This window comes from Nostoc sp. UHCC 0252 (genome assembly GCF_034931145.1).
Classification (GTDB): Bacteria; Cyanobacteriota; Cyanobacteriia; order Cyanobacteriales; family Nostocaceae; genus Nostoc.
The window spans coordinates 78,851-103,214 of sequence record NZ_JAYGHE010000016.1 but is presented as its reverse complement, the minus strand read 5'-3'; the positions used below and the strand labels follow the sequence as shown (position 1 = coordinate 103,214).

The following is a 24,364-nucleotide window of genomic DNA, read 5'->3' as shown; positions in this document are numbered from 1 at the left end:
CTTGATGTCTGAAAATACACTGAGGCTGAAAAGCTGGTTTTATAAGGATTTTATCTGAAATTTTGTTCAGGAATCAGGCATTAATCCTATAGCCGCTCTATGCAGTTAGCAAATTTTAGAAAAATTAAAATTATTTATATGATCAATACTATCAAAAGTTCAATTTTGAAAAAACGTAACTTAGTATTTTTATTGCCACTATCAATATATGGAATATGGATATTAATTATATATCTATATGGTGTAAACATTCCAATATTAGACCAATGGAAAGTACCCGGTAAACAAATAGAAAGTTTTTTCAACAATCAATTATCTTTTACCTTACTTTATAGCCAACATAATGAAAGTAGAAAGTTAATCCCAAATTTAATATTTGTTATTCTAGCAGCGATTTTAAAAGAATGGAATGTGAAAGCAGAAATGATAATAGGATTACTTTTTGCTTTCCTCATGTCAGTTATCATTTATTTCTTGTTATTATTAACAAATAAAAGTTTTTATAAAAATATATTTCTACTAACAATTTATGAGCTTTTGTTATTATCACCGTCTTCTTTTAGTAGATGGTTAAGAGGTATAACTATACATAGACTTATCCCTGATGCTTGTTTAATAGTAAATGCATTAATTTTTAGATTAAATATAAATCAAAATCTAAAAATCTACCTATATTCATTTTTTTGCATAGTAGCACAGTATTCTTTTTCTGGAGGCATTGTTACATGGTTTGTTTCACTAATTTTTATTGTTTTTAATAACAAACTAAGTTTAAAAGAAAAATTTAAATCTTTATGTTTATTTATAGGATTTTTTGCAATTTCAACTATTTGTTATTTTATAAATTATGTTCAACCATCCTCTCATACAAAACCAAGTGAAATAGTTAAATCTTCTTGGCAAGATATCATAAGTTATTTTTCGGCATTTTTGGGCAATATTTTAGGAGAAGCTTATGAATTAGATATATTGATAGGATTAATTTTATTGATTAGTTTCACTTTATTGTTAATCTTAAATTTCAAATTTCTTAAAGAAGAAATTATAGTATGGTTTGCTATTGGATTTTACACAATTGCACTAGGAATAATAAATACTATTACTAGATTACCAATGTCAAATTCTGCAAATAGCCATGCAATAAGAGTTGATTATATTACTCACTTAGTGTATCTACCATTATCAATAATAGTAATTATTTTATATTTGCTAGACTATAAAAATAAAAATAATCAGATGTTTAAGAATTTAAGTTTTTATTCTTTAGGGATAATAACTGCATTTTATATTAGCAAAAACTATCCAACTAAAATTTTACATGAATTACAAGAATGGCAGTACAATTACAACTATAGTAAGAGTTGTATTCAGTTAGTTAATATCTATCAAAAAAATGACTGCATTATGCTGGTGTTACCCAGTGTTGAGCCTAAATATTCTTTAAACTTAAATTTAGTAATTACAAAATTTAAAAATTTAAATCAATTAAATGTTGTAAAACCTGGAATAGTTAAAGATATAAAAATATATAGTCAGGGAGAATGGGGCTATATTGATTCTATACAAGAAGACCAAAATGGTTTTTTTAATATTAGTGGATGGGCTAAACTACAAACGAGAGTAGCAGACTCTGTAATATTAGCTTACCCTAATGAATCTAATGCTTTGATAGTAGTTGATATCCTATCTATAGGACAGGTGAGACAAGATATTTCAAAGTTTTATGGTTTAAAATATCAAAATTCAGGTTGGTCAGGCTATGTCGATTTAAAAAGCAAAATTCCTAATTTTAATAAATCTTATATTCAAGGATATGCATTTGATGCAAAACAGAATATTTTTTACCCTTTAAAAAGTTCGCATTCATAATCAAAATTCCAAATCTAATCTCTAATCTTTAGTACGTCGCATACCAGCCAAAATAAAATTAACTGCTGCTTGAGTATGCTGCTCAATCATTTCTGAACTCAGCAGTTGCAAATCAGGTCTAGTATGCTTAATGTTTTCATAAGCGTTGAAGTATAAATTACAAACCCCAATAATATGCAGAGTGGTGAGAAATGGATCAATCTGACGGAAACAACCTTCAGCCATCCCCCGATCTAAAATCTTGATGAGATAGCTAAAATTCTCTTGCCAATTCCCCTGTTTGAAATACTTTCCCTGATTTTGGTTTGCTTCTTGAAACCAAAGCATTCCCCGGTGCGGGTGAGCAGCTTCATAAGCGATCGCTCCTTTGACAAGCAACTTCAACGCCTCCTCTGGTGGGAACTGATCTAGATTTAGCTGCTCAAACCCTTCGTGCATCTCCACCGCCGGACGTTGCAGAACCGCTTGATATAGTCCTTCCTTGCTCTGGAAGTAGTAGTAAATCATCGCTTTAGTAACACCTGCACCTCTAGCGATCGCCTCTGTCCGCGCCCCTTGAAGTCCATTTCTAGCAAACTCCGCTTCCGCCGCATCGAGAATCTGCTTTTTCGTCGCTTCTGCATCGCGCACCTGGCGCGGCTTTTTAGATGAGAATTTTGACTGCGTTGAACGACCCACGTTGCTCCATGATCATAACGAAAATATATTAACTAAAAAATTGGTTAGTAGTTGACATAGAAGATAAAATTTATTAAATTAATACTAACTAAAAAATTAGTTAGTTGTTTACATAATTCAGCAATGCAGTAGCCAAAATTAGCCGAGTAAATGCGCGGTTGTATTAGTTCGTCTATTGCAGACAAGGCTTTAATTATCCCAATTTACATTCAAAAATAAGATGTCAGACGGATGACACACAACTTTTAACTTTCAATATTGTGTGACGTTTTGCTAACTAATCTGCTGAATTTTAAATAAACAAATTATCAATATCTTGGAGGCAAAATGGAATCAATTTTACCAGGTGCACCTTGGTTAATCGCGCACAAATCTATATTAGGATTGAATAAACCTAATAAAATCACATTAAATGGACAAGATTATGTCATTTGGCAAAACCAAAAAGGCGAAGTATTTGCCCTTGATAACATCTGCCCACACATGCAAGCGCCATTATCAGATGGCTGGGTTTGTCAAGAAAGAGATACTATTACTTGCCCTTTCCATGCACTAGAATTTGATGGACAAGGCAGACTACAGCAAGGAGATAAAAAAGACACTCAACCAATTACTAAACCATTAGAGCTAATTATTAGCAATGATTGCATCTGGACGTATGCCGGATTTGAACCAAGATTGCCTATTCCAGATTTGCATCAAAAAATTGTCGATAATTACGAATTCATCGGAGTAACTGGGGACAAAAGCATTCAGGGTGATTTTTTGACTAATCTGATGGTTAACTATGACTATAATCACCAAAATGGTACTCATAAAGAACTATTTAAAATTACATCTTGTAATGTAAGTAATTTTGAAGAAAAAGGATACTACGCTACAGTCAAACAAGAAATGACGAGAGCCAATAACACGTTAGGAGAAATTATTAAAAATCCTATTTTAGGAATCTTCCCTAAAACTCTTACTAACAGACTTGAATATGCTTTTCCTTCAACTACAGCTTTTTTTGCGAAAGCACCTATTGGTGATATTGCTCAAATTCATATTCTTTACCCGGAAACAGAAAAAATAACTAAGACGTTTATTTTGATGTATGCCAAATTCGTCAATCCTTTGATAAAATTCCTATTTAAAAACTCAGTTTTACAAGCAGCAGCCACAGTTATTGAACAAGATACAGGTGCAGTTGAGAGCTTGTATCCTCGGCAAAAAGCAAAAATTAGATTGCCAAATGAAGAGATTATGTTCTACGCAGAAAAACTCTACCAAAATTGGTAATTTAGATTTGCAAAACCTAACTGCGCTTTACAATTAAACTGTAGCTAATTACTGCTGGAGGTACTCAAATATGCGACAGCTAAAATCCGCCGAAGAAATGCCTGGTAGCTATGGCTTGCCCATCTTGGGGGAGACTTTGGAAATATTTCGGGATTTAGAACTGTATCTATGGCGAAGATTCCAGCAGCATGGTTCAGTTTTTAAGACGAGCATCATGGGGCGTAAACGTGCTTATTTAATTGGCCCTGATGCTAATCGCCTGGTGCTGGTGGAACAGGCGGAAAATATGTCGTCGCGGATCGGGTGGTATTTCTTAGAATCAACATTTGGCAACAATATTTTATTACAAGATGGGGAAGAACATCGCCTAACTCGTCGCTTAATGTATCCAGCATTTCACGGAAAAGCGATCGCAACATATTTCGACACCATCCAAAATATTGTGCAAGATTTCCTCAAAGATTGGGGACAGAGAACGATTCCCTTAAATTCTAGTTTCCGCCAGCTTACCCTGATGGTTGCAACTCGCCTGTTCTTGGGAAGTCAGAACAAGAGCGAAGTTGAGCAAACTAGTCAGTGGTTTACACAACTGCTAGAGAGCAGTATGGCGATATTCAAATTGAATGTTCCCTTTACTTTATATGGTCGCGGTCAAAACGCTAGGGCTAAGTTAGTGGCTTTCTTGGATGAAGCGATCGCCCAACGTATCGAGCAAGGTAACTTAGAAGAATCAAAAGATGTTTTGGGATTGCTGCTAGCAGCTGTTGATGAAGACGGCAATAAATTGAGCGAAGCACAGATAATCAACGAGGCATTGCTATTGCTATTTGCTGGACACGAGACAACAGCCTCCTTGCTCAGTTGGGTAATATTTGAACTAGGTAATCATCCAGAATGGCGAGAGCGATTGCGTGAAGAACAATTAGCAGTTGTAGGAAATAATTCCCTTAACCTATCCCATCTCAAACAACTTCCGCAGTTAACCAACGTACTAAAAGAAGTAGAACGGCTCTATCCGCCAGTGTATGCCTACAATCGTGGAGTTCTCAAGGATATTGAGTATGCGGGTTATCGCATTCCTGCTGGTTGGTTTGTGACTATCTCGCCGATGTTGACTCACCGTCTACCAGAACTGTATACCGATCCCGATCGCTTTGACCCCGATCGCTTTGCACCGCCTCGTGAAGAAGATAAGAAACATCCTTTAGCACTAATGGGTTTTGGTTATGGTTCGCACAGTTGTTTAGGCATGGAATTTGCCCAGATGGAAATGAAAATCGTGCTTTCTACACTGCTTCGCCATTACGACTGGACAGTAAAACCGGATTATTCTGCGATCGCTCCAATTCGTCAACCTTCTAAAGTTAAAGATACTCTAGAAGCATATATTGAGCCTTTGAATAGCAAGCTAAATTCTTACTAGTGCTACGCTACAATTAGCAAGCTTGAGAGGTAACTATGACCGAAAACGACTCATGATACAACCCCTAAATTTATTGATGGGGATCATTAATTTTGAATTTTGAATTTTGAGCCTTATTCGATTAACTGTCGCGCACCTTGCAGTATAAGTATTTTAAAGACTTTCTACTCTTACAAGAGCTTGAAAACTTTGCTATTATGTACACATCCGCGCAACTAAACTTTAAAACCCAAATACAGCAAAGCTTTCAAAGGTCAGCTGTTGCAAAACACCTCATCCCTGATAGGGATTGAAACAAATATTCCATGCTGTTGAGCCGTCGGTACTTAAGAGTTGCAAAACACCTCATCCCTGATAGGGATTGAAACATGCGATCGCTATAGGTATAGTTTTGCACGGATCGTTGCAAAACACCTCATCCCTGATAGGGATTGAAACGCTTGAAACTCACTAAAATCCCTATTGGGGATTGAAATTAAGACCATGTTACAAAACACAAACCTGAAAAATATCTCCAAAAAATTCGCTATAGCTAGAAATTCTGCTTCTTTCAAAGAAAATGAGGCAATGAGAGCTATTGCGTATAGCATGGATTTACTACTACCTGGTTTATATATATGGCTATTGGGTTTTAGTTTTCGCATTGGTGGGAGCGTACCAGATGATATTCCCTATAAATATCCCGGTAAAATTCACAGTTACACTGGAATTGCGTTAGTATTACCAGGATATAGGATTTTTACGACTTACCAGGGTAGCTATGACCCTAAACAGACATTAAATACAGGGACTAACAGCTTTTAATTGTACGGTTTTCGACTCAAATACTTTTGAAACCTTAATGACTCAGGCAGGGTATTCAATCTCTGGTAGCGCACCTGCACAGGCTAATAGAATAAAAGTATGGTGGATTCATAACGAATACCCAAGAGTCGAGTCCATATATAGTCCAGACAAGACAATAGTGATAACGGCGTATCATATTAACTGATATTTTTTATTTCTAGTAACCAATTTCCAACGTTGGCAAAGAGTTTTGGTTAATAGGATTTTTTCTAGTCTGTAATACTTTCATTACCAAAATAAATTAGCCATCTCCTGTAACTGATTCCAGTTCTGGAGACAGCAAATGCGTATCTCTGAATGTTGAGGCAGGTAAATATACTGTAAATTGAGTTCCTCTGCCTACCTGACTGTAAACATTGACAAAACCACCGTGATTCTTAATAATACCCAGCGCCGTAGAAAGTCCTAAACCTGTACCTTTGCCTACCTCTTTGGTTGTAAAAAATGGTTCAAAAATTCGTTGCTGGACTTCCGACGACATCCCCATACCAGTATCTGTCACTACGATCGCAACATAAGAACCCACTTTAGCATCAATATTGATCTGTGCAGAATGTTCGCCAATCACCAGATTTTCTGCCGTAATCCTCAATATACCGCCACTGGGCATGGCATCGCGGGCATTAACTACTAAATTTATCAGTACCTGATGTAGTTGAGTTATATCTCCACGGACGTACCACAAATTTTTGGGGATATCTATCTGGCAAATAATGGATTCGGGGAATGTTTGAGCGATAATTTGCTCAATTTCTGTCATCAAAGGCTGAATTTGCACAATTGTCCGTTTGCCTTCAATACCCCGTGCAAAAGACAATACTTGCTTGAGCAAATTAGCGCCGCGTTTAACATTATTTTCTAAAGTTTGCAGTATTTGCTGACTCTGCGAATCGGGCAATTTCTTTTGCAAGAGTTGAACTGACATTAAAATTGGGGATAGTATATTGTTGAGATCGTGGACGATACCGCCAGCTAATGTACCGATACTCTCTAAACGTTGCGATCGCAGAAGTTGAGCTTCCAGTTGTTTCTGCTGCGTAATCTCGGTGTTCACACTCAAAATGGATTTGGGTTGTCCATGATCATCTCGGATCAGTATCCACCGACTTTCAACGATAATTACTTTACCTTCTTTTGTCAGTTGATCCAACTCACCTCGCCACTCACCTGTATTCATCACCTTCAAATAAGCATCTTCTAGCTGTGGTGAATCTTTATACAAAAGTTGCAAAACATTCTTACCCACAACTTCCTCAGCCTTCCAGCCGTACAGACGTTCAGCACCTTGATTCCAAAACAAGATTTGGTTGTGGATGTTTCGCACCAAAATTCCTTCAGTTGAGATATCCAGCAGCAACCCTTGTTCACGGATTTTCTGTTCGGCCTGTTTTTGCTGGGTTATATCTCGCATCAGCGCCAGATGCATAAACGTGCCATCAGATTCGTTACGCAGTGGTACAGCATGAGTTTCTATGTAGCGACGAGTACCTTTAAATCCCACAATTTCAAATTCCAAAGTCCCCTTGTTACCTTGGCAGATATTTTTATGAAAGTCGGCAAAAAGTACTCTATACTCTGGTAAAATTACCGCAGCAATTGGTTTACCAATTAATGCATCAGCACTTTCCACTTCCATCATTGCCAACCCTTCTGCATTAATTTCTAAAAGGGTTCCATCCCCGGCAATTAACTTAATGCATTCTGGTTCTGCATCTATCATGGCTCGTAAACGGTTTTCGCTTTGGCGTAAAGCCAGTTCCGTCTGTTGGAGTTGCCTGATATAACGCCATAACAAATCATACAGCAGCGCCACCAGTACCAAATCCACAATCGCAGCGATAAAAAAGGTTACTATCGCCTTTTGAGAACTTGCTTGGGACTGCTGCATCCCCTGTTGTAATAAATTTTGCTCTCCCTCTAAAGAGTTGTGAATAAGCTGTTGGATTTCTTTGCTACTTTGCTTGTTTTTATCAGATAAGATTTGCTGCCGAACTGCTTCCAATCCCTGGTTTTGTCTGAGGAAAATTTCTTGTTGCAGAATGTTGAGCCTACTGGTAATTTTCGGCTCTAACAAAGAAATCCACTGCTGCTTTTGATGCTTATCAGCAGTTAATTTACTGAGAATCTGAATATTGTGATTAGTTTGCTGATTGGCTGCAAGATAACTTTTGAGATCATCTGCATCTGCCGTAATTAGGTAATTGCGTTGTGCCGTTTCAGTATCTTTGAGTATAGATTTAATACTTTCAACTTGGGTAATAACTTCATAAGAGGATATTACCCATTGCTGGTTATAAATCAGCTTAACAGTGTTGCCATAAAAGACTACCGCATTAGTAAATATAACTGCCAATGCTAGGATGGATAATATTTTTAGCTTTTGGACTCGATACCATTTTTTGATCATGCGATCGCCCTTTCTGCCCCAGATGACCTCCATAATTTAAGATTAAAAATTAAAAACAAATACTGAGAATATTTTAAGATTTTTAATAACACTGATAATAAAATACAATTTTTTATAGTTGTAAATATTTAGATTTTTTGAGATAATGATTTATACATAATACTTACAAATAAATCCGTTAGTTTTTAATATAAATTCATTTTGGACATTCATGCGATCAATGCAGTTGGAATCAGATAATTTGCCTAGCCATAACATTTGCAGAGATGTTGCGATACAACGTCTCCATCATTCTATGTTTGGCTTTGTAATTAACCACCAATTAACCGTAGGCAGGGGGCAATTCTTGTAGAGACAAAGAGGCTCCCCGCATGGTATTGCCCTTACAGATGTAATAACTTACACAAAAATAGCCCGAACCTTGATTTTCCGTAGGAGCAATTCATGAATTGCCCCTACCGTGTGTAGTTTTGCATAATTCCTTTCATTAGACCTCTTGCAAAAGTCAAAAAATCAAGAATGTCATTCTGAACGGAACGCAGTGGAGAGAAGAATCTCACTACTCTGTTTAGCCCCGCTCAACATCACAATTTAAGCATTTATGCAAGAGGTCTATTGAAGATAGCTTTAGTTATTCTGCAATAAGCTTGACATGGTTACACCAATATGTTAATAATTATAGTTTGTGGAAACTTTACTTCTTAATATATCTTGGCTAACGTCATTGTCATAGGTGCCCAATGGGGCGATGAAGGAAAAGGTAAAATAACTGACTTACTCAGTCGTTCCGCAGATGTTGTGGTACGTTACCAAGGGGGTGTCAATGCTGGACACACGATTGTAGTTAAAGGTCAAACCTTTAAGTTACACTTGATTCCCTCTGGTATTTTGTATCCAAATACCGATTGCATTATCGGTTGTGGAACAGTAATCGATCCACAGATTTTGATCGCAGAACTCGACCAATTAAAAGAACTAAATATTTCCACTGACCACCTGCTGATATCTGAGACAGCCCACGTAACGATGCCTTATCATCGGTTGATTGACCAGGCATCGGAAGAACGACGGGGAAGCCATAAGATCGGCACAACAGGTCGGGGCATTGGGCCGACTTATGCTGATAAATCTGAACGTACAGGTATTCGGGTTTTAGACTTGATGAACCCGGATGAGCTACGCGAGCAGTTGGAGTGGACGATTAATTATAAAAACGTCATTTTAGAAAAGCTTTACAACTTGCCACCTCTAGATGCACAAGAGGTGATTGAAGAGTATTTGGGATATGCAGAACGGTTGCGCCCTTACGTAATTGATACATCGTTAAAAATATCCGATGCGATTGGGCGACGGCGCAATATTTTGTTTGAAGGCGCACAAGGTACGCTTCTTGACTTAGATCATGGAACTTATCCTTACGTCACCTCCTCTAACCCTGTGGCGGGTGGGGCTTGCGTTGGTACAGGGGTAGGGCCGACAATGATTGACCGGGTAATTGGCGTGTCGAAAGCCTATACAACGCGGGTGGGAGAGGGGCCATTTCCCACAGAATTGGATGGAGAGTTGGGTGAATTGTTGTGCGATCGCGGTGCTGAATTTGGCACAACTACCGGACGCAAACGGCGTTGTGGCTGGTTTGATGCGGTCATTGGTCGCTATGCTGTGCGAATTAACGGCATGGATTGTATGGCGCTGACCAAACTAGATGTCCTCGATGAATTAGAGGAAATTCAAGTTTGTGTCGCATACAACATTGATGGTCAACGCAGCGAACACTTCCCCACAAGTTCTCGTCAATTTGCTAGATGTCGCCCCATCTACAAAACCTTACCAGGATGGAAAGTGTCAACAACCCACTGCCGCACCCTGGAAGACTTGCCACCGCAAGCACTGGACTATCTAAAATTCCTCGCTGAATTAATGGAAGTCCCGATCGCGATCGTCTCACTAGGAGCAAGCCGCGATCAAACAATAATCGTAGAAGACCCCATCCACGGGCCCAAACGCGCTTTATTGCACCCTGACGGCACACCTGCTACCCTGCTTAGTGCCTAGTGAGTGCTGAGTGCTGAGTGCTGAGTGCTGAGTAGTAGGATTTAATGACTAATGACAAAGGACAACTTCTATGGCTATTACAGTCGAATCTCTAAAACGTCCAGAAGGCAGCAAGCCAAGAGCTTTGCGCCGTTCTGGATTGATACCTGCCAATTTGTATGGTCATAAGGGTACAGAATCCATTTCTTTGACCATTGATGCTAAAACTGTTGAACGTTTGCTCAAAAGAGTTTCAGTCAACAATACCTTAATTGAATTAAACATTGCTGATGCACCCTGGCGCGGCAAAACCTTGCTGCGGGAACTTCAGATCCATCCAGCAAAGGGCACTCCTTACCATCTCAGCTTTTTCGCGGTTGCTGGGCACGGCGACACTACTGTAGAAGTACGCCTACGTTTTGTGGGAAATGCTGTTGGTGTTAAACAAGAAGGTGGTGTCTTAGACACCGTAATCTCTGAATTGCAAGTGAGTTGTGCGCCAGAAAACATCCCTGATGTAATTGAAATCGATGTCTCTAACCTGCAAATAGGAGACAGCTTGAGTATTAGTGATATAGCCTTTCCTGAAGGTGTAACACCTCTAGCTGAATCGGAGCGACTTGTTGTGAGCGTTTTGCCACCACAAATTAGCGCTGAAGATGCCGGGACTGAAACTGAAACTGAAGCAGCTTCTTAAGCTAAGTAAACTGTGTAATAATTTTTGATGATGCCAGGGGGGAACTCCTGGTTTTTTTGTATTTGAACCGCAGAGGCGCAGAGAGCGCAGAGGAATAGAAATGACAGAAGCGACTCTTCCAGTCTTAATTCAGCAAATGTTGCAGCCTGGATTTTATCCCCATGCGGTAACAGAACCCATTGAACTAATTCAAACTCACATTTCTTATGTGCTGCTGACTGGGGATTACGCTTATAAGCTGAAAAAACCGATGAATTTTGGCTTTTTGGATTTTTCCACCTTAGAGAAGCGGCAGCATTTTTGTCAGGAAGAGTTGCGGTTAAATCAAAGGGGTGCTGGTGAACTATATTTAGAAGTTTTGCCTATAACTCTGGTAGGGGAGCAATACCAGTTAGGGGGAACTACTGAGGCTGTAGAATACGTGCTGAAAATGCGGCAGTTTCCTCAAGAGTCGCTATTGAGTACACTTTTTGAACAGGGTAAGTTAGATGAGACACGCCTAGATGACTTGGGACGGGTGGTAGCTCAATACCATGCCGAAGCGCAGACGAATGATTACATTCGCAGTTTTGGTGAAGTGCCAAATGTCCGGGCTGCATTTGACGAGAATTATCAGCAAACTGAGAATTATATTGGTGGCCCCCAAACTCAGGCGCAATTTACAGAAACAAAGCAATATACAGATAACTTTTTTGCGGAACGTCCAGAATTATTTGCTAGCAGAATTCACAACGATCGTATTCGTGAATGTCACGGAGATTTACACCTGAGAAATATTGCCTTGTGGCACGATAAAATTTTGCTGTTCGATTGCATTGAGTTTAACGAGCCGTTTCGCTTTGTCGATGTCATGTACGATGTAGCGTTCACGGTGATGGATTTGGAAGCGCGGCAACGCAAAGACTTGGGTAATGCGTTTTTGAATGCCTATATAGAGCAAACTGGAGACTGGGAAGGTTTACAGGTACTGCCTTTATATTTAAGTCGTCAGGCTTATGTCAGGGCGAAGGTGACTTCATTTTTGCTAGGCGATCCGAGTGTACCCGCGACAGTCAAGGAAGAGGCGACAAAAACGGCCAGTGAGTATTACAAACAGGCTTGGGAGTATACTAAACCAAAGGTTGGAGAACTGATTTTAATGTCGGGGTTGTCGGGTTCTGGTAAAAGTACCACAGCAAGGCATTTAGCTCGTCAACAGGGAGCGATTCATCTGCGTTCTGATGCGGTGCGAAAACATTTAGGGGGAATTTCTCTGTGGGAAAGAGGTGGCGATGATTTATATACGCCTGAGATGACCGAAAAAACCTACACAAGGCTGTTGGAATTGGGGATTATCCTGGCTAAACAAGGTTTTTCGGTGATTTTAGATGCCAAGTATGATAAACAGCATTTGCGGCAAGAAGCGATCGCACAAGCTACAAAGTACGAAATTCCCCTTCAGATTATCCAATGCACTGCACCGCTAGAAGTTCTAAAAGAGCGTCTCGACAACCGTACTGGTGATATCGCTGATGCCACCGCCGATTTATTAACCTCACAGATCAAACAAGCTGAACCTTTCACTGAAGAGGAACAACCTTACGTAAAGATTTTGGATACAACTCAAGTAATTCGTAATTCGTAATTCGTAATTCGTAATTCATAATTGAATAGAAAATTATGAATTATGAATTAGTAATTAGGTGAACTACTCCGCCGTAAGACGGACGGAGCTTCCCAATTCATCGGCAATAGCCTCCAGAACTCCCTAGTTCTAGTTGGTCTGACATTCCCTCCAAGGGCAGGAGTCCTGGTTCCCAAGACCCAAATCTTTTTCTTGCAACATATACCTTTTAGCTTGGTTTTCGCTTATGGCATTGATGGTCAAGACCAAACAATTGTATCAGAAAATCTTGGGGATTCGTCATCCATAAGCGTATTTGTTTTTGTTGACACAAAAAAACAATACGCCTATGCCCTACTCACCCCCCGCTCACAATCCCCACCTTATGAGTACATTGAAGGTGGGGACTTCCGCGACACGTTAAAACTTTTTTATTATATGGCAGACAAAAAAAACGACTTTTTCAGTATTTCTCCCAGCTTTTTTTCTCAGTTGTTATTTGGGGCATTTTTAACATTTATATTAATAATGACCGGCTCCGCACCAGCCCTGAGCATCTTCTTAGGAATTATGGGCGGTTTCATTCTCAGCTGGATCACCAATGTAACTGATAATAGTCCCCAAGCACCAAATGTAGCCTCCTCTGATGGTGTTGATACAGGGCTTAAATACTGGTTATTTTTTATGCTTGGCTTTGTGTATTTGGGGTATCCACCACCAATGAGCATCTTGCTAGGTGGAATAGGCGGTTTAGCTGGAGGCTGGATTACTGCTTGGTGGGGAAGTAAGGAAGAAACTAGAACTCAGCTGCAAGTTGAAGAATCAGAAGAGGGTGAAATTGAACCAACGAACGACAGGATTAACAAACGGCAAACAAGAAGAAGCGCCCGGCGTTACCGTCGCACTCCTGGAAGTAGTTTCAATTTCAAGTTTTGGGAAAGGTAATTTGGGAATAGGGAATTGGGAATGGGGAATTAGGCATGGATCAATAAATCAATAGTTCTTCCCCTGCTCCCTGCTCCCTGCCCCCTGCCCCATTCCCTATTCCCCATTCCCCATTCCCCACTATGTTTTTATATCTTTCCAAATTACTGCCATTATTTTTTTATCCGCTAGGATTGGCCTGTGTAAGTTTGGTGATAGCATTAGTCACGTTGTGGAAACGACCGCGCACTGCGGCGATCGCAATTGCTTTTTCCCTAACTTTATTGCTATTTTGTAGTAACGCTTGGATCGCTAAATCATTAGTGCGATCGCTAGAATGGCAAAATCTCCCATCCGCCCAAGTACCAGTTGCAGAAGCAATGGTGGTTTTGGGTGGCGCAACTAAATCAGCTTTTTTTCCAAGACCTACTGTTGATTTGAGTGAATCTGGCGATCGCGTGATTTATGCCGCACAACTATATCGCCAAAAAAAAGCACCTATAATCATTCTTAGCGGCGGGCGCATTGATTGGCGTGGTAGCGGTTCATCAGAATCGGCAGATATGGCAACAATACTCACGTCTATTGGTATTCCATCTGACGCGATCGTTGAGGAAACTGAATCTCTAAATACTTATCAAAATGCTGTAAATGTCCGAAAAATTTTAGAATCTCGTAATATAAAGCAGGTATTATTAATTACTTCGGCAATGCACATGCCGCGATCGCTTAACATTTTTCAGCGTCAAGGAATTAATGTCATTCCTGCACCCACTGACTTTTTAGTTAGTCAGAGAGACTTTCAAGAACTTGGTTCTACTCCTAAAGCCGCTATACTAAATTTATTACCTGATACCGGCAACTTGCACCAATTTACTACCGCTTTGAAAGAGTACATTGGCTCTTTCGTTTATCGTTTACGCGGCTGGCTTTAATAAAGTTATGAGTTGTGAATTATGAGTTATTAATTATGAAATGTAGTAATCCCCTAAATTTTAAACTCCTAACTTTTAACTCCTAAGTTTATTAATTTTATGTCTAAAAACTTACCTTATATTATCCCATCTCCTCAACCCCAAGTTGAAGAGGGTTTTGCTGCTTACCAAACAACCCACCAATTCTACCATGAAGTTCGGTCAAGGTCAGAGTTCCAGCGTTATTGTGAATGGTATTACACAACAGCAGAACAGAATCGCCAAGAACTGAAAAGAATGCGCGGCGAACTGAATATTTTTCAGTGGTTTCGCCGGCGATAAGTGATTTAGATGACTTCTAACTCATTTTCACGTAAATGGGCCTTAAACTTTTTACTAAACTGGACTACAATCGGCAAATTAGCGCTTACGGGTCTGTCTCGCCATTGGGTGGCAATACCTACTACATCACCTTCTGTACCTTTGATGTCAAAAGCCTGATTCCGGTGTTCAGGGTGATGATACACTACTACCGAATCTTTAACGCGGACGCGATCGCCAACTTTCATAACAATATTTACATCTAGCATTTGCTTTTCCACAAGTATCTGCTACAAAATATATGATTAAATCGCTTCAAATTTGATTTAATCAGCTATTTCTTGACGCTTCACAGGGGTGCGACAGCGCATTTAACCCTCTGCGTCCAGGCACGTTTTAGCTATCCGTGCATACTTTTACTATGTTTTTGCCGTGTTAATGTTTATCACTCCCACCCTCCGTTTTACCCCAAAATCAGGGAAACGAAACAAAACGAAGCGACATTAGTGCTTATAGCGGTTCTCCTTTACAAACTCAGTGCTGAGTGCTGAGTCCTGAGTGCTGAGTGAATTAAGAATTACTCAGTACTTATGTACTTGAGTTTTAGCCCCGCCCGAAGTCAAGCGGAATCATACAGTTAGGAGAAGGTTGATACCCCACCCGCAAGTGGCGTGGTCTTTCAACTCAGCACTCAGCACTTGGAACTCAGCACTCTTCATGTGAGTTACACCCGTAAGGGTACGGCAATGCTCATACGTGTCAACTTAAGCCTTGGCGAATGGAATTCGCAGCTACACAGGCAAAGTCCGCCTCCGCGGACTAACGGAAAATCAAAGTCTTGAAACCCACGGACGTGGGTTTTGTTTGTGTAGACGCGGTTTCTAACCGCCCATTTCGCGTTAAGTTGACACCAGTGGGCACTGCTGTGCCCCTACCTCGCAATATAATCTTGTACCGTATCTAAATGGGAACCGCTATAGTACTTTGGCAAGAGATATAATCCGATCATCTTCAGGGTAAGTGAAACTTTTCGGTTATTTTAAAACCCTTCATTTGTATGAAGAGTTTTAATATCTGGTCAAGAGAATATTTTACACAATTCTTGGAACAACAGGTTCACGATTTTATTCAAAAGTTTACCTTGGATCTGTTTACCGCCTAGCAGCTTCTCACCTTGCTTGTTGATATTGGCTTTGATTAAAAAATAAATAAACGCAAGTGCAGCAATTATTTTAGCTATTGACTATATGTAATTTCAATGCTTATTAGTTTAGCTACACTAAGATAGAGAAAATACACTGTCAATTTTAGATTTTGAATTTTCTAAAAAATCTAAAATCTAAAATCTAAAATCTAAAATCCAAAATAGAGTGATTTATGAGGGAACCAAGCAAGAATTTTGAACCCTTACTTACCAAAGAAGCCCCGCCAGTTGTTGAACGCATGGGGCTAACCTGGCTAGTTGCAGCAGCGATCGCAACTGCTTTACTGTGGCAACTACCAGGAGGTGATTATATCTTATACCCATTTACAATTCTGGCAACCTGGTTTCATGAAATGGGTCACGGCTTAATGGCAATCCTATTAGGGGGACAGTTTCAGAAATTACAGATTTTTAGTAATGGTTCTGGTGTCGCAACCTATGGCATCCGCTTGTCATTGGGGCCTATTGGCCCGGCAATGGTGGCAGCCGCAGGGCCAATGGGGCCACCTCTTGCCGGTGCAGCTTTGATTATGGCTTCCCGTAGTTTTAGAGCAGCAACCCTCTGTTTAAAAATATTAGGGGGTTTTTTGCTATTTTCCACATTAATTTGGGTACGTTCCTCGTTTGGACTGGTAGCAATACCCTTACTGGGTTTTATAATCTTGGGTATTGCCCTGAAAACCCCTCGCTGGGCACAAGGATTTGCCATTCAATTCCTGGGTGTACAAGCTTGTGTGAGTACCTTCCATCAACTTGATTATCTATTTAGTTGGTCTGCTGGCCCCCTTGGACTTTCTGATACAGCGCAAATGCAGCGATATTTGCTTTTACCTTACTGGTTTTGGGGAGGGTTGATGGCGATCGCATCTCTGGTGATTTTAGTCCAAAGTCTCCGTGTTGCCTATCGTTCGGAATGAATTATGCAGATTAGCGATCGCCCTCTTGCAGTCACGAATTCAACCCTCAGTACCTTGATTGCTGAATTAAGTACACAGTGCCTAAAAGTACAAACTTTGGTTAACCAGTTACAGTTGCCTAGTTTAACTGTTAACCAACAAGCTGAAATTCTCGCAGAACTTTTAGCTGCTACGGTTCATCTGCATAATCATTGTGACGAAGATTTTCAGACGCTAATTATTGAGGAAATGGAAAATTTGCCTAGTGATGAGGATTGACTAGTGATTTTAGTCCAAAGTCATTGCGATCGCCAATCATTACCTAAGCTGACTGTTGAGCGCGGATTTCATTAGCACAAGGACGACCATTTTCAACATCAGCAATATTAGCAAAAGTTGTTTCTGCAATATTGTGGAGTGCTTCTGCTGTAAAAAAGGCTTGATGTCCGGTAATGAGTACATTGGGAAACGTTGTTAGACGTTGGAAAATATCATCTTGAATAATTTCGCCAGATAAATCCTCAAAGAACAATTCCGATTCTTGTTCGTAGACATCCACACCAAGATAGCCAATCTTACCAGACTTCAATCCCTCAATCACTGCTTGGGTATCAATCAGCGCTCCTCGGCTAGTATTAATTAGCATCACACCTGGCTTAATCTGTTCTATAGCCTCATGATTAATCAAGTGATGCGTTTCGGGAGTCAAGGGACAATGCAGAGAGATAATATCAGAGTTGGCAAATAGCTCAGGTAGTTCTACATACTTACCACCTAGTGCTTCCAATTCTGGATTGCGATAAACGTCGTAGGCGAGTAAGTTACAACCAAACCCCTTCATAATCTGTCCTAAAATCAGACCGATTTTGCCAGTACCGACAATACCCACCGTGCGATTATGTAAATTAAATCCCAGTAGTCCATCTAGGGAAAAATTGCCTTCTCGGACACGGTTATAAGCCCGATGAATTTTGCGATTTAGACTTAAAATCAATCCTACAGCATGTTCTGCTACTCCATAAGGTGAATAAGCAGGAACACGTACAACAGTAATTCCTAAATCTGCTGCGGCTTGTAAGTCTACATTGTTAAACCCTGCACAGCGAAGCACAACCAGCCGAGTACCCCGTGAGGCGAGAAGTTCTAAAGTTGGGGCATCAACTTGATCATGTACAAATACGCAAACCGCCGGAAATCCGGCGGCGAGAATAGCAGTATCCCGATTTAAACGGGGTTCAAAAAATACTAATTCGTGTTGCGTGGAAGAATTTGCACCTGACAAAAACTTGCGATCGTAGACTTTGGTACTAAAAACTGCTACTTTCATCTAAAACCTCAAACTGTATACTGTACGGTATTCGATTACATAATACCTTGGCAGTTAGATAAGCGATGTCTATAACGGGCTATTCAACATTGCCACTCTTCAGTATTGATATTTGTATAAGCAATTCTATAACTAAAGCAAAAATTTAGAATTTATGCTTCATGCTCAACAAATAATTAGCAACACAAGTACAAAAGTTTTCCCGTAACATTCAACATTTACTCTTCTGTGATTTGCATTCCAAAATGCAAATCTATCGAGCGCGATAATGCCTAATAGGACGATAGCAGAAGCATGAAAGCGTGAATACAAAACTCCTCATTTCTCCTCAAGAAGTCACGTGCCTGTTAGCAGAAAAGTCATCACGGGCTGTCATTATCGATACGCGAAGTCCTGAAGATTATGCTATTTCTCATATTTCTACATCCATAAATATTAGAGATTTTTTCACTTATCTTTTAGAGAATTCCCACCCAGCAGGATTGAAGAAATTACAAGAGTATTTTGCAGAAATTATGAGCAAGCTGGGAATATCGGGTGTAGAACGATTAATTGTGTATGAAGATGCTTTAAATAAAGGTTATGGTCAATCTTGTCGGGCAGCTTTCTTACTAAAGTATTTGGGTTGCACTCAGGTATCTATTTTACACGGAGGATATAGAGCGTGGCTGACAGAAGGATTACCGACTACCGATGAAATACCATTACCTGAAAGCAGTATATTTCGATTGCATCCTAATGCTGAGATGATGGTGACTACTGCCGGGATGTTGCAAGCAATTAACGATCCAGCAATTATAAAATTAGATGTGCGCGATCGCAATGAATGGCTGGGGCTGAGTTCTTCTCCCTACCATCCTGATTTTTGTCCTCGCAAAGGTAGAATCCCTAACTCAGTATGGTTAGAATGGCATCGACTAATGAATTCTGAATCGGAAATCCCCACGTTCCGTTCGCCAAATGAAATTCTCGAAATTTGTCAGTCTGTAGGTATTACTTCAGAGTCCATTGTATACATTTACTGCTTTAAGGGTTCAAGGGCTGCTAATACATTGATAGCCCTTGAAGAAGCAGGAATTTTTGCCAAAAATTATTTTGGTTCTTGGAATGAATGGTCGCGTGATTTCTCACTGCCGATTGATAGTAGAGTTATGCAAGCAACAGAAAGTTAGCGGACTTTTTTAAGCTGCATTAACTGCTTATCCAAGTCTATGAGATAATCTCTACCGTAAGCTCCATTTTCTAACCCTGTAACAAGATGATCGGGAATGTCTTGTGTAATTTCTTCGCTACAAGAACCGGCAGCCAGGGCGATCGCAGCTACTGTATCTACATCCCCGGTAAAAGCGATACAATCCTGTAAAAGTTCGCTCATACTATCATTTCGCATCACCGCAGTAATCGCTGCTCTGACACTCATCCAGCCTTTGGACTTTACTTTACCTTCCCACGGCTTATTCCACTCTCCAGATACATAACCTTTCAGAAATTGCCCTAATTTGCGTTTTGCTCCCAGTCGATAGATGAAATAATGCGACATCAAAGCAGCAGCAACGGCAGCATTGATTCCATCGGGTGTATTGTGAGTAATTGCCGCTTGAATTGTTGCCGCTTCAATGACTTTTTCTGGTGTCGAATAGATGCCAATGGGCGCTGCACGCATTGCACCCCCGCTTTTGTCACTATCAGGGTTAATTTTCGTTAAAAATTCTTCCCCATCCTGAATTTCTCCCAGAAAATGGTAAAAGCTTCGAGAGTAACCTTCTCTCTCGTCACGTTTGAAGGCTCTAACGAAACTATCGGCTAAAACTTCTGGTGTCCACGGTGATTGAGCAACAATCACCTCAGCAATGGCAATGCTCATCTGGGTATCGTCAGTGTAGCTGCCAGGATTGAGCCGAAAACGCGGATGTTTGACGTATCGACTCAAATCGTTGTTAACGATCATCTCATCAGCATATTCAAAACCTGCACCGTAAGCATCTGCAATCGCTAACTCTAGCAGCATAAGGGTATTAAATTAAAAACGGACGCGCCAGAAAAAAGCTAGAAACTGATTTAGCATCTACCGGCTCTCCCTCGAGAATAGCTTTCTCTAATTCTTCGGGAGTCATAAATACAGTTTCGATATCCTCGTCTCCATCTTGTGGTGGTGGTGTCTCCAACTTTTCCAAATCTCGCGCCAGAAAAGCATAAATAATCTCATCAGAATAACCAGGTGCTAGAAAAAATTCGCCTAATTTGTCCCATTTTTGGGCACTATAGCCAATTTCTTCTTGAATTTCCCGTTGTATTGTCTCTAAAGGTTCTTCATTTACTTCCAAAGTTCCTGCCGGAAATTCTAATATCCGTCCCTGAATTGCAAAACGATACTGACGCACCAGCACGAGTTTACCCTCTGGTGTTATCGGCACAGCTAGAGCGCCACCAGGGTGACGAATACATTCCCATTCTCCTTCCGATTTATTAGGCAAACGCAAGCGATTGACTTCAAAATCAAACTTGCGTCCTTTATAGAACAAGCGTTGCTTTAGTAGTTGTGGTAATTCTCTACCTAATGGCATAGTAAAATCTGATTATCTGTGAATACAGAGGCGAAATCAGCGTTCTTTTGCTTTTAAGGATGGTAATTTTAATTGCCCATCAATAAATGTACATCAGAACAGTCTACCTCTTTCAGCAGTTCTTTAATAACACACCCGGATACTGGTTCTATCCAATCTGGGGCAATTTCTGCCAATGGCACTAACACAAAGGCCCGATCCCGCATTCGGGGATGGGGAATCTGGAGATTTGGTGTATCCACGATAAAGTCATCAAATAATAACAAATCTAAATCTAGGGTGCGTGGCCCCCAGCGTTCTTGACGCACCCGCCCAAATTGTTGCTCAATCCCTAACAAAATTTCTAATAACTGCTGTGGTAGCATTTCTATCTGCAATGTGACGCAGCCATTTAGGTAATCTGGCTGTGGCGGCCCTACAGCTTTGGTTTGGTACCAATTGGATCTGGCTTCTAAGAGAATACCCGGTGTTTGGGCTAAAGTTTCGATCGCTGCTTCTAAGATTGTCTGGGAATCGCCGATATTACTACCAAGGGCAATAGCGCTTCTTCTGGGCTTAGTGTAGGCGTAGTCCAACCCAGGCATCATACTCTCCTGAAATAAGCTGTTTTCTAGCTATTGCGGATACTTCGCTGCACTCTTCCAGCAAATGCCAATAGCTTCATATTCCGAATAATTAGTAAAATTGCAGTGTTTTTACAAAACTAAATTCACTAAATCTAAAAAACATTATTTTTTGGCGAATTTAGTTAATTATTTATAGGATATTATACTAACACAGAGGTAGTCTCATAACCCCAAAGTTGATTGATGGTGGTTATTATAGTTACTACTTTGAGCGAGGAACTGACGTGGGGAAGCTTACCTCCTGGTTCAAGCGAAGACCAACTAATTTGAGTGACTCTGGACAAGGAGGAACAAATGAGAAGCTTACCACCGGCACATCTGGCGCAGGCGAGGCAGTTACTGAGCAAATGAAAATTTTACCATCTAGGATGAAGGCCAATCAGGCAACTGGCGGTAAACCACTCTATCGTCGCTTATGGTTTTGGGCAGGCTTGGGTGTAGGTAGTGGGATAGTTGCCTTCATCTATGGCATCAGTGTAATAGACCGCACTTTGCCAAATCAGACCGAGCTAAATGCTGTGCTGAGAGAGCAAACACTGACCATCAAAGCTGCTGATGGAACTATATTACAACAACAAGGTGAAGCAACCAGAGAACAGCTAAAGCTGGAACAAATACCAGATAATTTAAAAAAAGCTTTCATTGCCTCAGAAGATAGAAGATTTCAGCAACACAACGGAGTTGATCCGCAAGGGATTGTCAGAGCGGGTTTGAATAATTTGCGATCGCAAGGTGTGGTAGAAGGTGGTAGTACCATCACCCAACAGTTAACGCGGATTCTCTTTTTGAAACAAGAACAGACAATCTGGCGCAAACTCAAGGAAGTCCGCCTAGCCCAAAAAATGGAGCATGAATTAACCAAAGATCAGATTCTAGAGCGTTACCTGAATCTGGTTTATTTGGGAGGTGGAGCTTATGGTGTGGCAGATGCCGCCTGGGTATACTTTAGTAAATCCCCAGACCAGCTTACTCTTGCGGAAATGGCAACGATTGCTGGATTAGCGCCTGCGCCAAGCTTATACGCCCCAGACAAAAACCCAGAAGCGGCAATGCGGCGAAGAAATCTGGTATTGCAACGGATGCAAGAAGATAAAGTAATTACACCAGAGCAAAGGCAAGCAGCCCTTCAGGAACCATTAAACCTCAAAAGCAGTTTACCTAAGCGAGTGCAAGTAGAATCACCCTACTTTACCAGCTACATCCAAAAAGAATTGCCGAAGTACGTTTCTGCTAAGGTGCTGGCAAGTGACGGATTAGTAGTGGAAACCACGCTCAACCCGGCTTGGCAGAAAGTCGCAGAAGAGGCAGTTGCCAAAACGCTGCGAAATCAAGGGCGCTGGGAGAACTTTAAGCAAGCATCAATGGTTGCCATTGACCCCCGGAACGGTGAAATTAAAGCAATGGTCGGGGGTAAAGACTTTAGTAAAAACCAGTTTAATCGGGCTACACAGGCACAGAGGCAGCCAGGATCGACATTTAAAGGGTTTGTCTATGCCACTGCGATCGCTAGCGGTAAAAGCCCCTACGATGCCTACCAAGATGCACCCTTTGTAGTAGACGGCTACGAACCGAAAAACTATAGCGAAAGATTTCGGGGTTCAATGAACATCCGAGATGCCCTCACCCGCTCCATTAATATTATTGCGGTGAAGACATTAATTGATGTGGGATTTACGCCAACGATCAAACTTGCCCATGATATGGGGATAAAATCGGAACTAAAGCCTACCTATTCCTTGGCTCTCGGCTCGAATGAAGTAAATCTGCTAGAGTTGACCAGCGCTTATGGCAGTTTTGCAACTCAGGGATTGCACATAGAGCCTCATGGTATTACCCGCATCCTTAACCGTCAGGGCAAGGTGATCTGGTCAGCGAACTTCAAGTCTAAACGGGCACTTGACGCTGACAGTGCCGCCATCATGACTTGGATGCTACGCAACGTAGTAGAAGCGGGGACTGGTGCCCCTGCTCAATTAGGTAATAGACCCGTTGCTGGCAAGACCGGCACCTCCGACGAAGCCCGTGATTTATGGTTCATTGGCTACATTCCCCAGATGGTAACAGGGGTTTGGCTAGGTAATGATGATAACCGTCCCACATACGGTAGTAGTGGCAGCGCGGCTTACACCTGGCGCGAATTTATGAAAAAAGCGGTAGAGGAGATGCCTGTCGAAAAGTTTCCCAAACGACCCAAGTTAGAAGGTCGCAAAGGCACTATCAAAGCCCAGTCCATCAAGCCGAAGCAAATACTGAATCGTTCTATTTCTTCTAATGATGACTCAGAAAGAGAAAGCGCTAGAAATTCTGAGGAGAGTGGTTCATCTAGGAGACGTAGAAGGAGGAGGAGTTATTCTCAAGAAGAACAGCAATCAGGAAATTCTACCCCAAGACGGAGAAGGCGCGATCGCAGCCAAGAATCAACTTCTAGCAACTCTTCTTCAGAATCATCTACTTCCCGGCGGCGTTCTAGAAGAGTAGAATCTGATTCTCCCCCACCTCGAAGAACTCGGCGAGCTTTTTCTGGTGACAATAGTTCAGGTTCTTCATCACCACAACCATCCTGGCGGGATAGACTTAGACCTTCTAATTAATTAAGAGTGGGAATTGGGAATTGGGGAAAGACTTGTTTCAAGTTCTCACCCCTTGTCCGCTTGCTCCCTGCCCCCTGCTCCCTGCCCCCTGCCCCCTGCTCCCTGCCCCCCATCCTCTTTTCTATGCAATATGAAGTTGCTGAAACTAAACTCCAGAGG

The 24,364-nt window shown here is 40.9% G+C and carries 21 protein-coding genes; 14 read left to right on the top strand and 7 right to left on the bottom strand.

The window, feature by feature from the left end:
- The first annotated feature begins 99 nt into the window (after positions 1–99).
- On the top strand, positions 100–1,869 hold the full coding sequence (locus VB732_RS12735; protein ID WP_323231198.1) for a hypothetical protein: 1,770 nt from the start codon (positions 100–102) through the stop codon (positions 1,867–1,869).
- 21 nt (positions 1,870–1,890) lie between these two features.
- Here the strand turns inward: VB732_RS12735 and VB732_RS12730 are convergent, their stop codons facing one another.
- Entirely contained in the window at positions 1,891–2,547 is a 657-nt protein-coding gene (locus tag VB732_RS12730; protein WP_323231197.1) for a TetR/AcrR family transcriptional regulator, read from the bottom strand.
- Between the two features lie 327 nt (positions 2,548–2,874).
- Between VB732_RS12730 and VB732_RS12725 the strand changes: the two genes are divergently transcribed.
- The 3 genes from VB732_RS12725 (at position 2,875) to VB732_RS12715 (ending at position 6,055) form a co-directional block, all read left to right on the top strand.
- Entirely contained in the window at positions 2,875–3,828 is a 954-nt protein-coding gene (locus tag VB732_RS12725; protein WP_323231196.1) for a Rieske 2Fe-2S domain-containing protein, read from the top strand.
- A 70-nt stretch (positions 3,829–3,898) separates the two neighbouring features.
- Positions 3,899–5,251, top strand: coding sequence for a cytochrome P450 (locus VB732_RS12720; protein WP_323231195.1), 1,353 nt, complete (start codon positions 3,899–3,901; stop codon positions 5,249–5,251).
- Positions 5,252–5,734: 483 nt separating this feature from the next.
- Positions 5,735–6,055: a hypothetical protein gene (locus VB732_RS12715; RefSeq protein ID WP_323231194.1), complete on the top strand. Its 321-nt coding sequence runs from the start codon at positions 5,735–5,737 to the stop codon at positions 6,053–6,055.
- 283 nt (positions 6,056–6,338) lie between these two features.
- Here VB732_RS12715 and VB732_RS12710 read toward each other — a convergent pair whose 3' ends face one another.
- Entirely contained in the window at positions 6,339–8,537 is a 2,199-nt protein-coding gene (locus VB732_RS12710) for a PAS domain S-box protein (protein WP_323231193.1), read from the bottom strand.
- A gap of 678 nt (positions 8,538–9,215) precedes the next feature.
- On the opposite strand from VB732_RS12710, the gene VB732_RS12705 reads away from it, so the two are divergent.
- From VB732_RS12705 to VB732_RS12680, 6 genes are all read left to right on the top strand, one after another.
- The gene (locus tag VB732_RS12705) at positions 9,216–10,559 is read left to right on the top strand and encodes an adenylosuccinate synthase (protein WP_323231192.1); all 1,344 of its coding nucleotides are present in this window, start codon (positions 9,216–9,218) and stop codon (positions 10,557–10,559) included.
- Between the two features lie 70 nt (positions 10,560–10,629).
- The gene (locus VB732_RS12700) at positions 10,630–11,235 is read left to right on the top strand and encodes a 50S ribosomal protein L25/general stress protein Ctc (RefSeq protein WP_323231191.1); all 606 of its coding nucleotides are present in this window, start codon (positions 10,630–10,632) and stop codon (positions 11,233–11,235) included.
- Between the two features lie 100 nt (positions 11,236–11,335).
- Complete coding sequence (locus tag VB732_RS12695; RefSeq protein ID WP_323231190.1) at positions 11,336–12,859, top strand: AAA family ATPase; 1,524 nt, start codon at positions 11,336–11,338, stop codon at positions 12,857–12,859.
- 417 nt (positions 12,860–13,276) lie between these two features.
- A complete protein-coding gene (locus VB732_RS12690; protein WP_323231189.1) occupies positions 13,277–13,783 on the top strand; it encodes a hypothetical protein in 507 nt (168 codons plus the stop codon).
- A 122-nt stretch (positions 13,784–13,905) separates the two neighbouring features.
- A complete protein-coding gene (locus tag VB732_RS12685) occupies positions 13,906–14,697 on the top strand; it encodes a YdcF family protein (RefSeq protein ID WP_323231188.1) in 792 nt (263 codons plus the stop codon).
- Positions 14,698–14,796: 99 nt separating this feature from the next.
- The gene (locus VB732_RS12680) at positions 14,797–15,018 is read left to right on the top strand and encodes a hypothetical protein (RefSeq protein ID WP_323231187.1); all 222 of its coding nucleotides are present in this window, start codon (positions 14,797–14,799) and stop codon (positions 15,016–15,018) included.
- 5 nt (positions 15,019–15,023) lie between these two features.
- Here VB732_RS12680 and VB732_RS12675 read toward each other — a convergent pair whose 3' ends face one another.
- On the bottom strand, positions 15,024–15,245 hold the full coding sequence (locus tag VB732_RS12675; RefSeq protein WP_193946031.1) for a ferredoxin-thioredoxin reductase variable chain: 222 nt from the start codon (positions 15,243–15,245) through the stop codon (positions 15,024–15,026).
- 1,129 nt (positions 15,246–16,374) lie between these two features.
- Between VB732_RS12675 and VB732_RS12670 the strand changes: the two genes are divergently transcribed.
- Positions 16,375–17,118, top strand: a complete 744-nt coding sequence (locus VB732_RS12670) for a M50 family metallopeptidase (protein ID WP_323231185.1) — start codon at positions 16,375–16,377, stop codon at positions 17,116–17,118.
- Between the two features lie 3 nt (positions 17,119–17,121).
- Positions 17,122–17,376 (top strand): hypothetical protein, encoded by a 255-nt coding sequence (locus VB732_RS12665; protein ID WP_323231184.1) that lies wholly within the window; start codon positions 17,122–17,124, stop codon positions 17,374–17,376.
- 43 nt (positions 17,377–17,419) lie between these two features.
- Here the strand turns inward: VB732_RS12665 and VB732_RS12660 are convergent, their stop codons facing one another.
- On the bottom strand, positions 17,420–18,424 hold the full coding sequence (locus VB732_RS12660) for a 2-hydroxyacid dehydrogenase (protein WP_323231183.1): 1,005 nt from the start codon (positions 18,422–18,424) through the stop codon (positions 17,420–17,422).
- A 302-nt stretch (positions 18,425–18,726) separates the two neighbouring features.
- Between VB732_RS12660 and VB732_RS12655 the strand changes: the two genes are divergently transcribed.
- Entirely contained in the window at positions 18,727–19,596 is an 870-nt protein-coding gene (locus VB732_RS12655) for a sulfurtransferase (protein ID WP_323231182.1), read from the top strand.
- Here the strand turns inward: VB732_RS12655 and VB732_RS12650 are convergent.
- The 3 genes from VB732_RS12650 to folK all read right to left on the bottom strand — a co-directional run bounded on the left by VB732_RS12650 (position 19,593) and on the right by folK (position 21,575).
- Complete coding sequence (locus tag VB732_RS12650; RefSeq protein WP_323231181.1) at positions 19,593–20,432, bottom strand: ADP-ribosylglycohydrolase family protein; 840 nt, start codon at positions 20,430–20,432, stop codon at positions 19,593–19,595. The two genes, VB732_RS12655 and VB732_RS12650, sit on opposite strands and share 4 nt — an antisense overlap.
- 7 nt (positions 20,433–20,439) lie before the next feature.
- Positions 20,440–20,988 (bottom strand): NUDIX hydrolase, encoded by a 549-nt coding sequence (locus VB732_RS12645; protein ID WP_323231180.1) that lies wholly within the window; start codon positions 20,986–20,988, stop codon positions 20,440–20,442.
- A gap of 68 nt (positions 20,989–21,056) precedes the next feature.
- Entirely contained in the window at positions 21,057–21,575 is a 519-nt protein-coding gene (gene folK, locus VB732_RS12640; protein WP_416235742.1) for a 2-amino-4-hydroxy-6-hydroxymethyldihydropteridine diphosphokinase, read from the bottom strand.
- Between the two features lie 386 nt (positions 21,576–21,961).
- On the opposite strand from folK, the gene VB732_RS12635 reads away from it, so the two are divergent.
- Positions 21,962–24,205 carry a transglycosylase domain-containing protein gene (locus tag VB732_RS12635; protein ID WP_416235743.1) on the top strand — a complete coding sequence of 748 codons (2,244 nt, stop codon included), beginning with the start codon at positions 21,962–21,964 and terminating at the stop codon, positions 24,203–24,205.
- Positions 24,206–24,364 lie beyond the last annotated feature (159 nt).

What these genes read in the sequence shown, in the direction of transcription:
- VB732_RS12735 (WP_323231198.1), top strand. Translation starts at nt 100, where the DNA reads ATGCAGTTAGCAAATTTTAGAAAAATTAAAATTATTTATATGATCAAT.
- VB732_RS12725 (WP_323231196.1), top strand. Translation starts at nt 2,875, where the DNA reads ATGGAATCAATTTTACCAGGTGCACCTTGGTTAATCGCGCACAAATCT.
- VB732_RS12720 (WP_323231195.1), top strand. Translation starts at nt 3,899, where the DNA reads ATGCGACAGCTAAAATCCGCCGAAGAAATGCCTGGTAGCTATGGCTTG.
- VB732_RS12715 (WP_323231194.1), top strand. Translation starts at nt 5,735, where the DNA reads ATGTTACAAAACACAAACCTGAAAAATATCTCCAAAAAATTCGCTATA.
- VB732_RS12710 (WP_323231193.1), bottom strand. Translation starts at nt 8,537, where the DNA reads ATGGAGGTCATCTGGGGCAGAAAGGGCGATCGCATGATCAAAAAATGG.
- VB732_RS12700 (WP_323231191.1), top strand. Translation starts at nt 10,630, where the DNA reads ATGGCTATTACAGTCGAATCTCTAAAACGTCCAGAAGGCAGCAAGCCA.
- VB732_RS12695 (WP_323231190.1), top strand. Translation starts at nt 11,336, where the DNA reads ATGACAGAAGCGACTCTTCCAGTCTTAATTCAGCAAATGTTGCAGCCT.
- VB732_RS12690 (WP_323231189.1), top strand. Translation starts at nt 13,277, where the DNA reads ATGGCAGACAAAAAAAACGACTTTTTCAGTATTTCTCCCAGCTTTTTT.
- VB732_RS12685 (WP_323231188.1), top strand. Translation starts at nt 13,906, where the DNA reads ATGTTTTTATATCTTTCCAAATTACTGCCATTATTTTTTTATCCGCTA.
- VB732_RS12680 (WP_323231187.1), top strand. Translation starts at nt 14,797, where the DNA reads ATGTCTAAAAACTTACCTTATATTATCCCATCTCCTCAACCCCAAGTT.
- VB732_RS12675 (WP_193946031.1), bottom strand. Translation starts at nt 15,245, where the DNA reads ATGAAAGTTGGCGATCGCGTCCGCGTTAAAGATTCGGTAGTAGTGTAT.
- VB732_RS12670 (WP_323231185.1), top strand. Translation starts at nt 16,375, where the DNA reads ATGAGGGAACCAAGCAAGAATTTTGAACCCTTACTTACCAAAGAAGCC.
- VB732_RS12665 (WP_323231184.1), top strand. Translation starts at nt 17,122, where the DNA reads ATGCAGATTAGCGATCGCCCTCTTGCAGTCACGAATTCAACCCTCAGT.
- VB732_RS12660 (WP_323231183.1), bottom strand. Translation starts at nt 18,424, where the DNA reads ATGAAAGTAGCAGTTTTTAGTACCAAAGTCTACGATCGCAAGTTTTTG.
- VB732_RS12650 (WP_323231181.1), bottom strand. Translation starts at nt 20,432, where the DNA reads ATGCTGCTAGAGTTAGCGATTGCAGATGCTTACGGTGCAGGTTTTGAA.
- VB732_RS12645 (WP_323231180.1), bottom strand. Translation starts at nt 20,988, where the DNA reads ATGCCATTAGGTAGAGAATTACCACAACTACTAAAGCAACGCTTGTTC.
- folK (WP_416235742.1), bottom strand. Translation starts at nt 21,575, where the DNA reads ATGATGCCTGGGTTGGACTACGCCTACACTAAGCCCAGAAGAAGCGCT.
- VB732_RS12635 (WP_416235743.1), top strand. Translation starts at nt 21,962, where the DNA reads ATGAAAATTTTACCATCTAGGATGAAGGCCAATCAGGCAACTGGCGGT.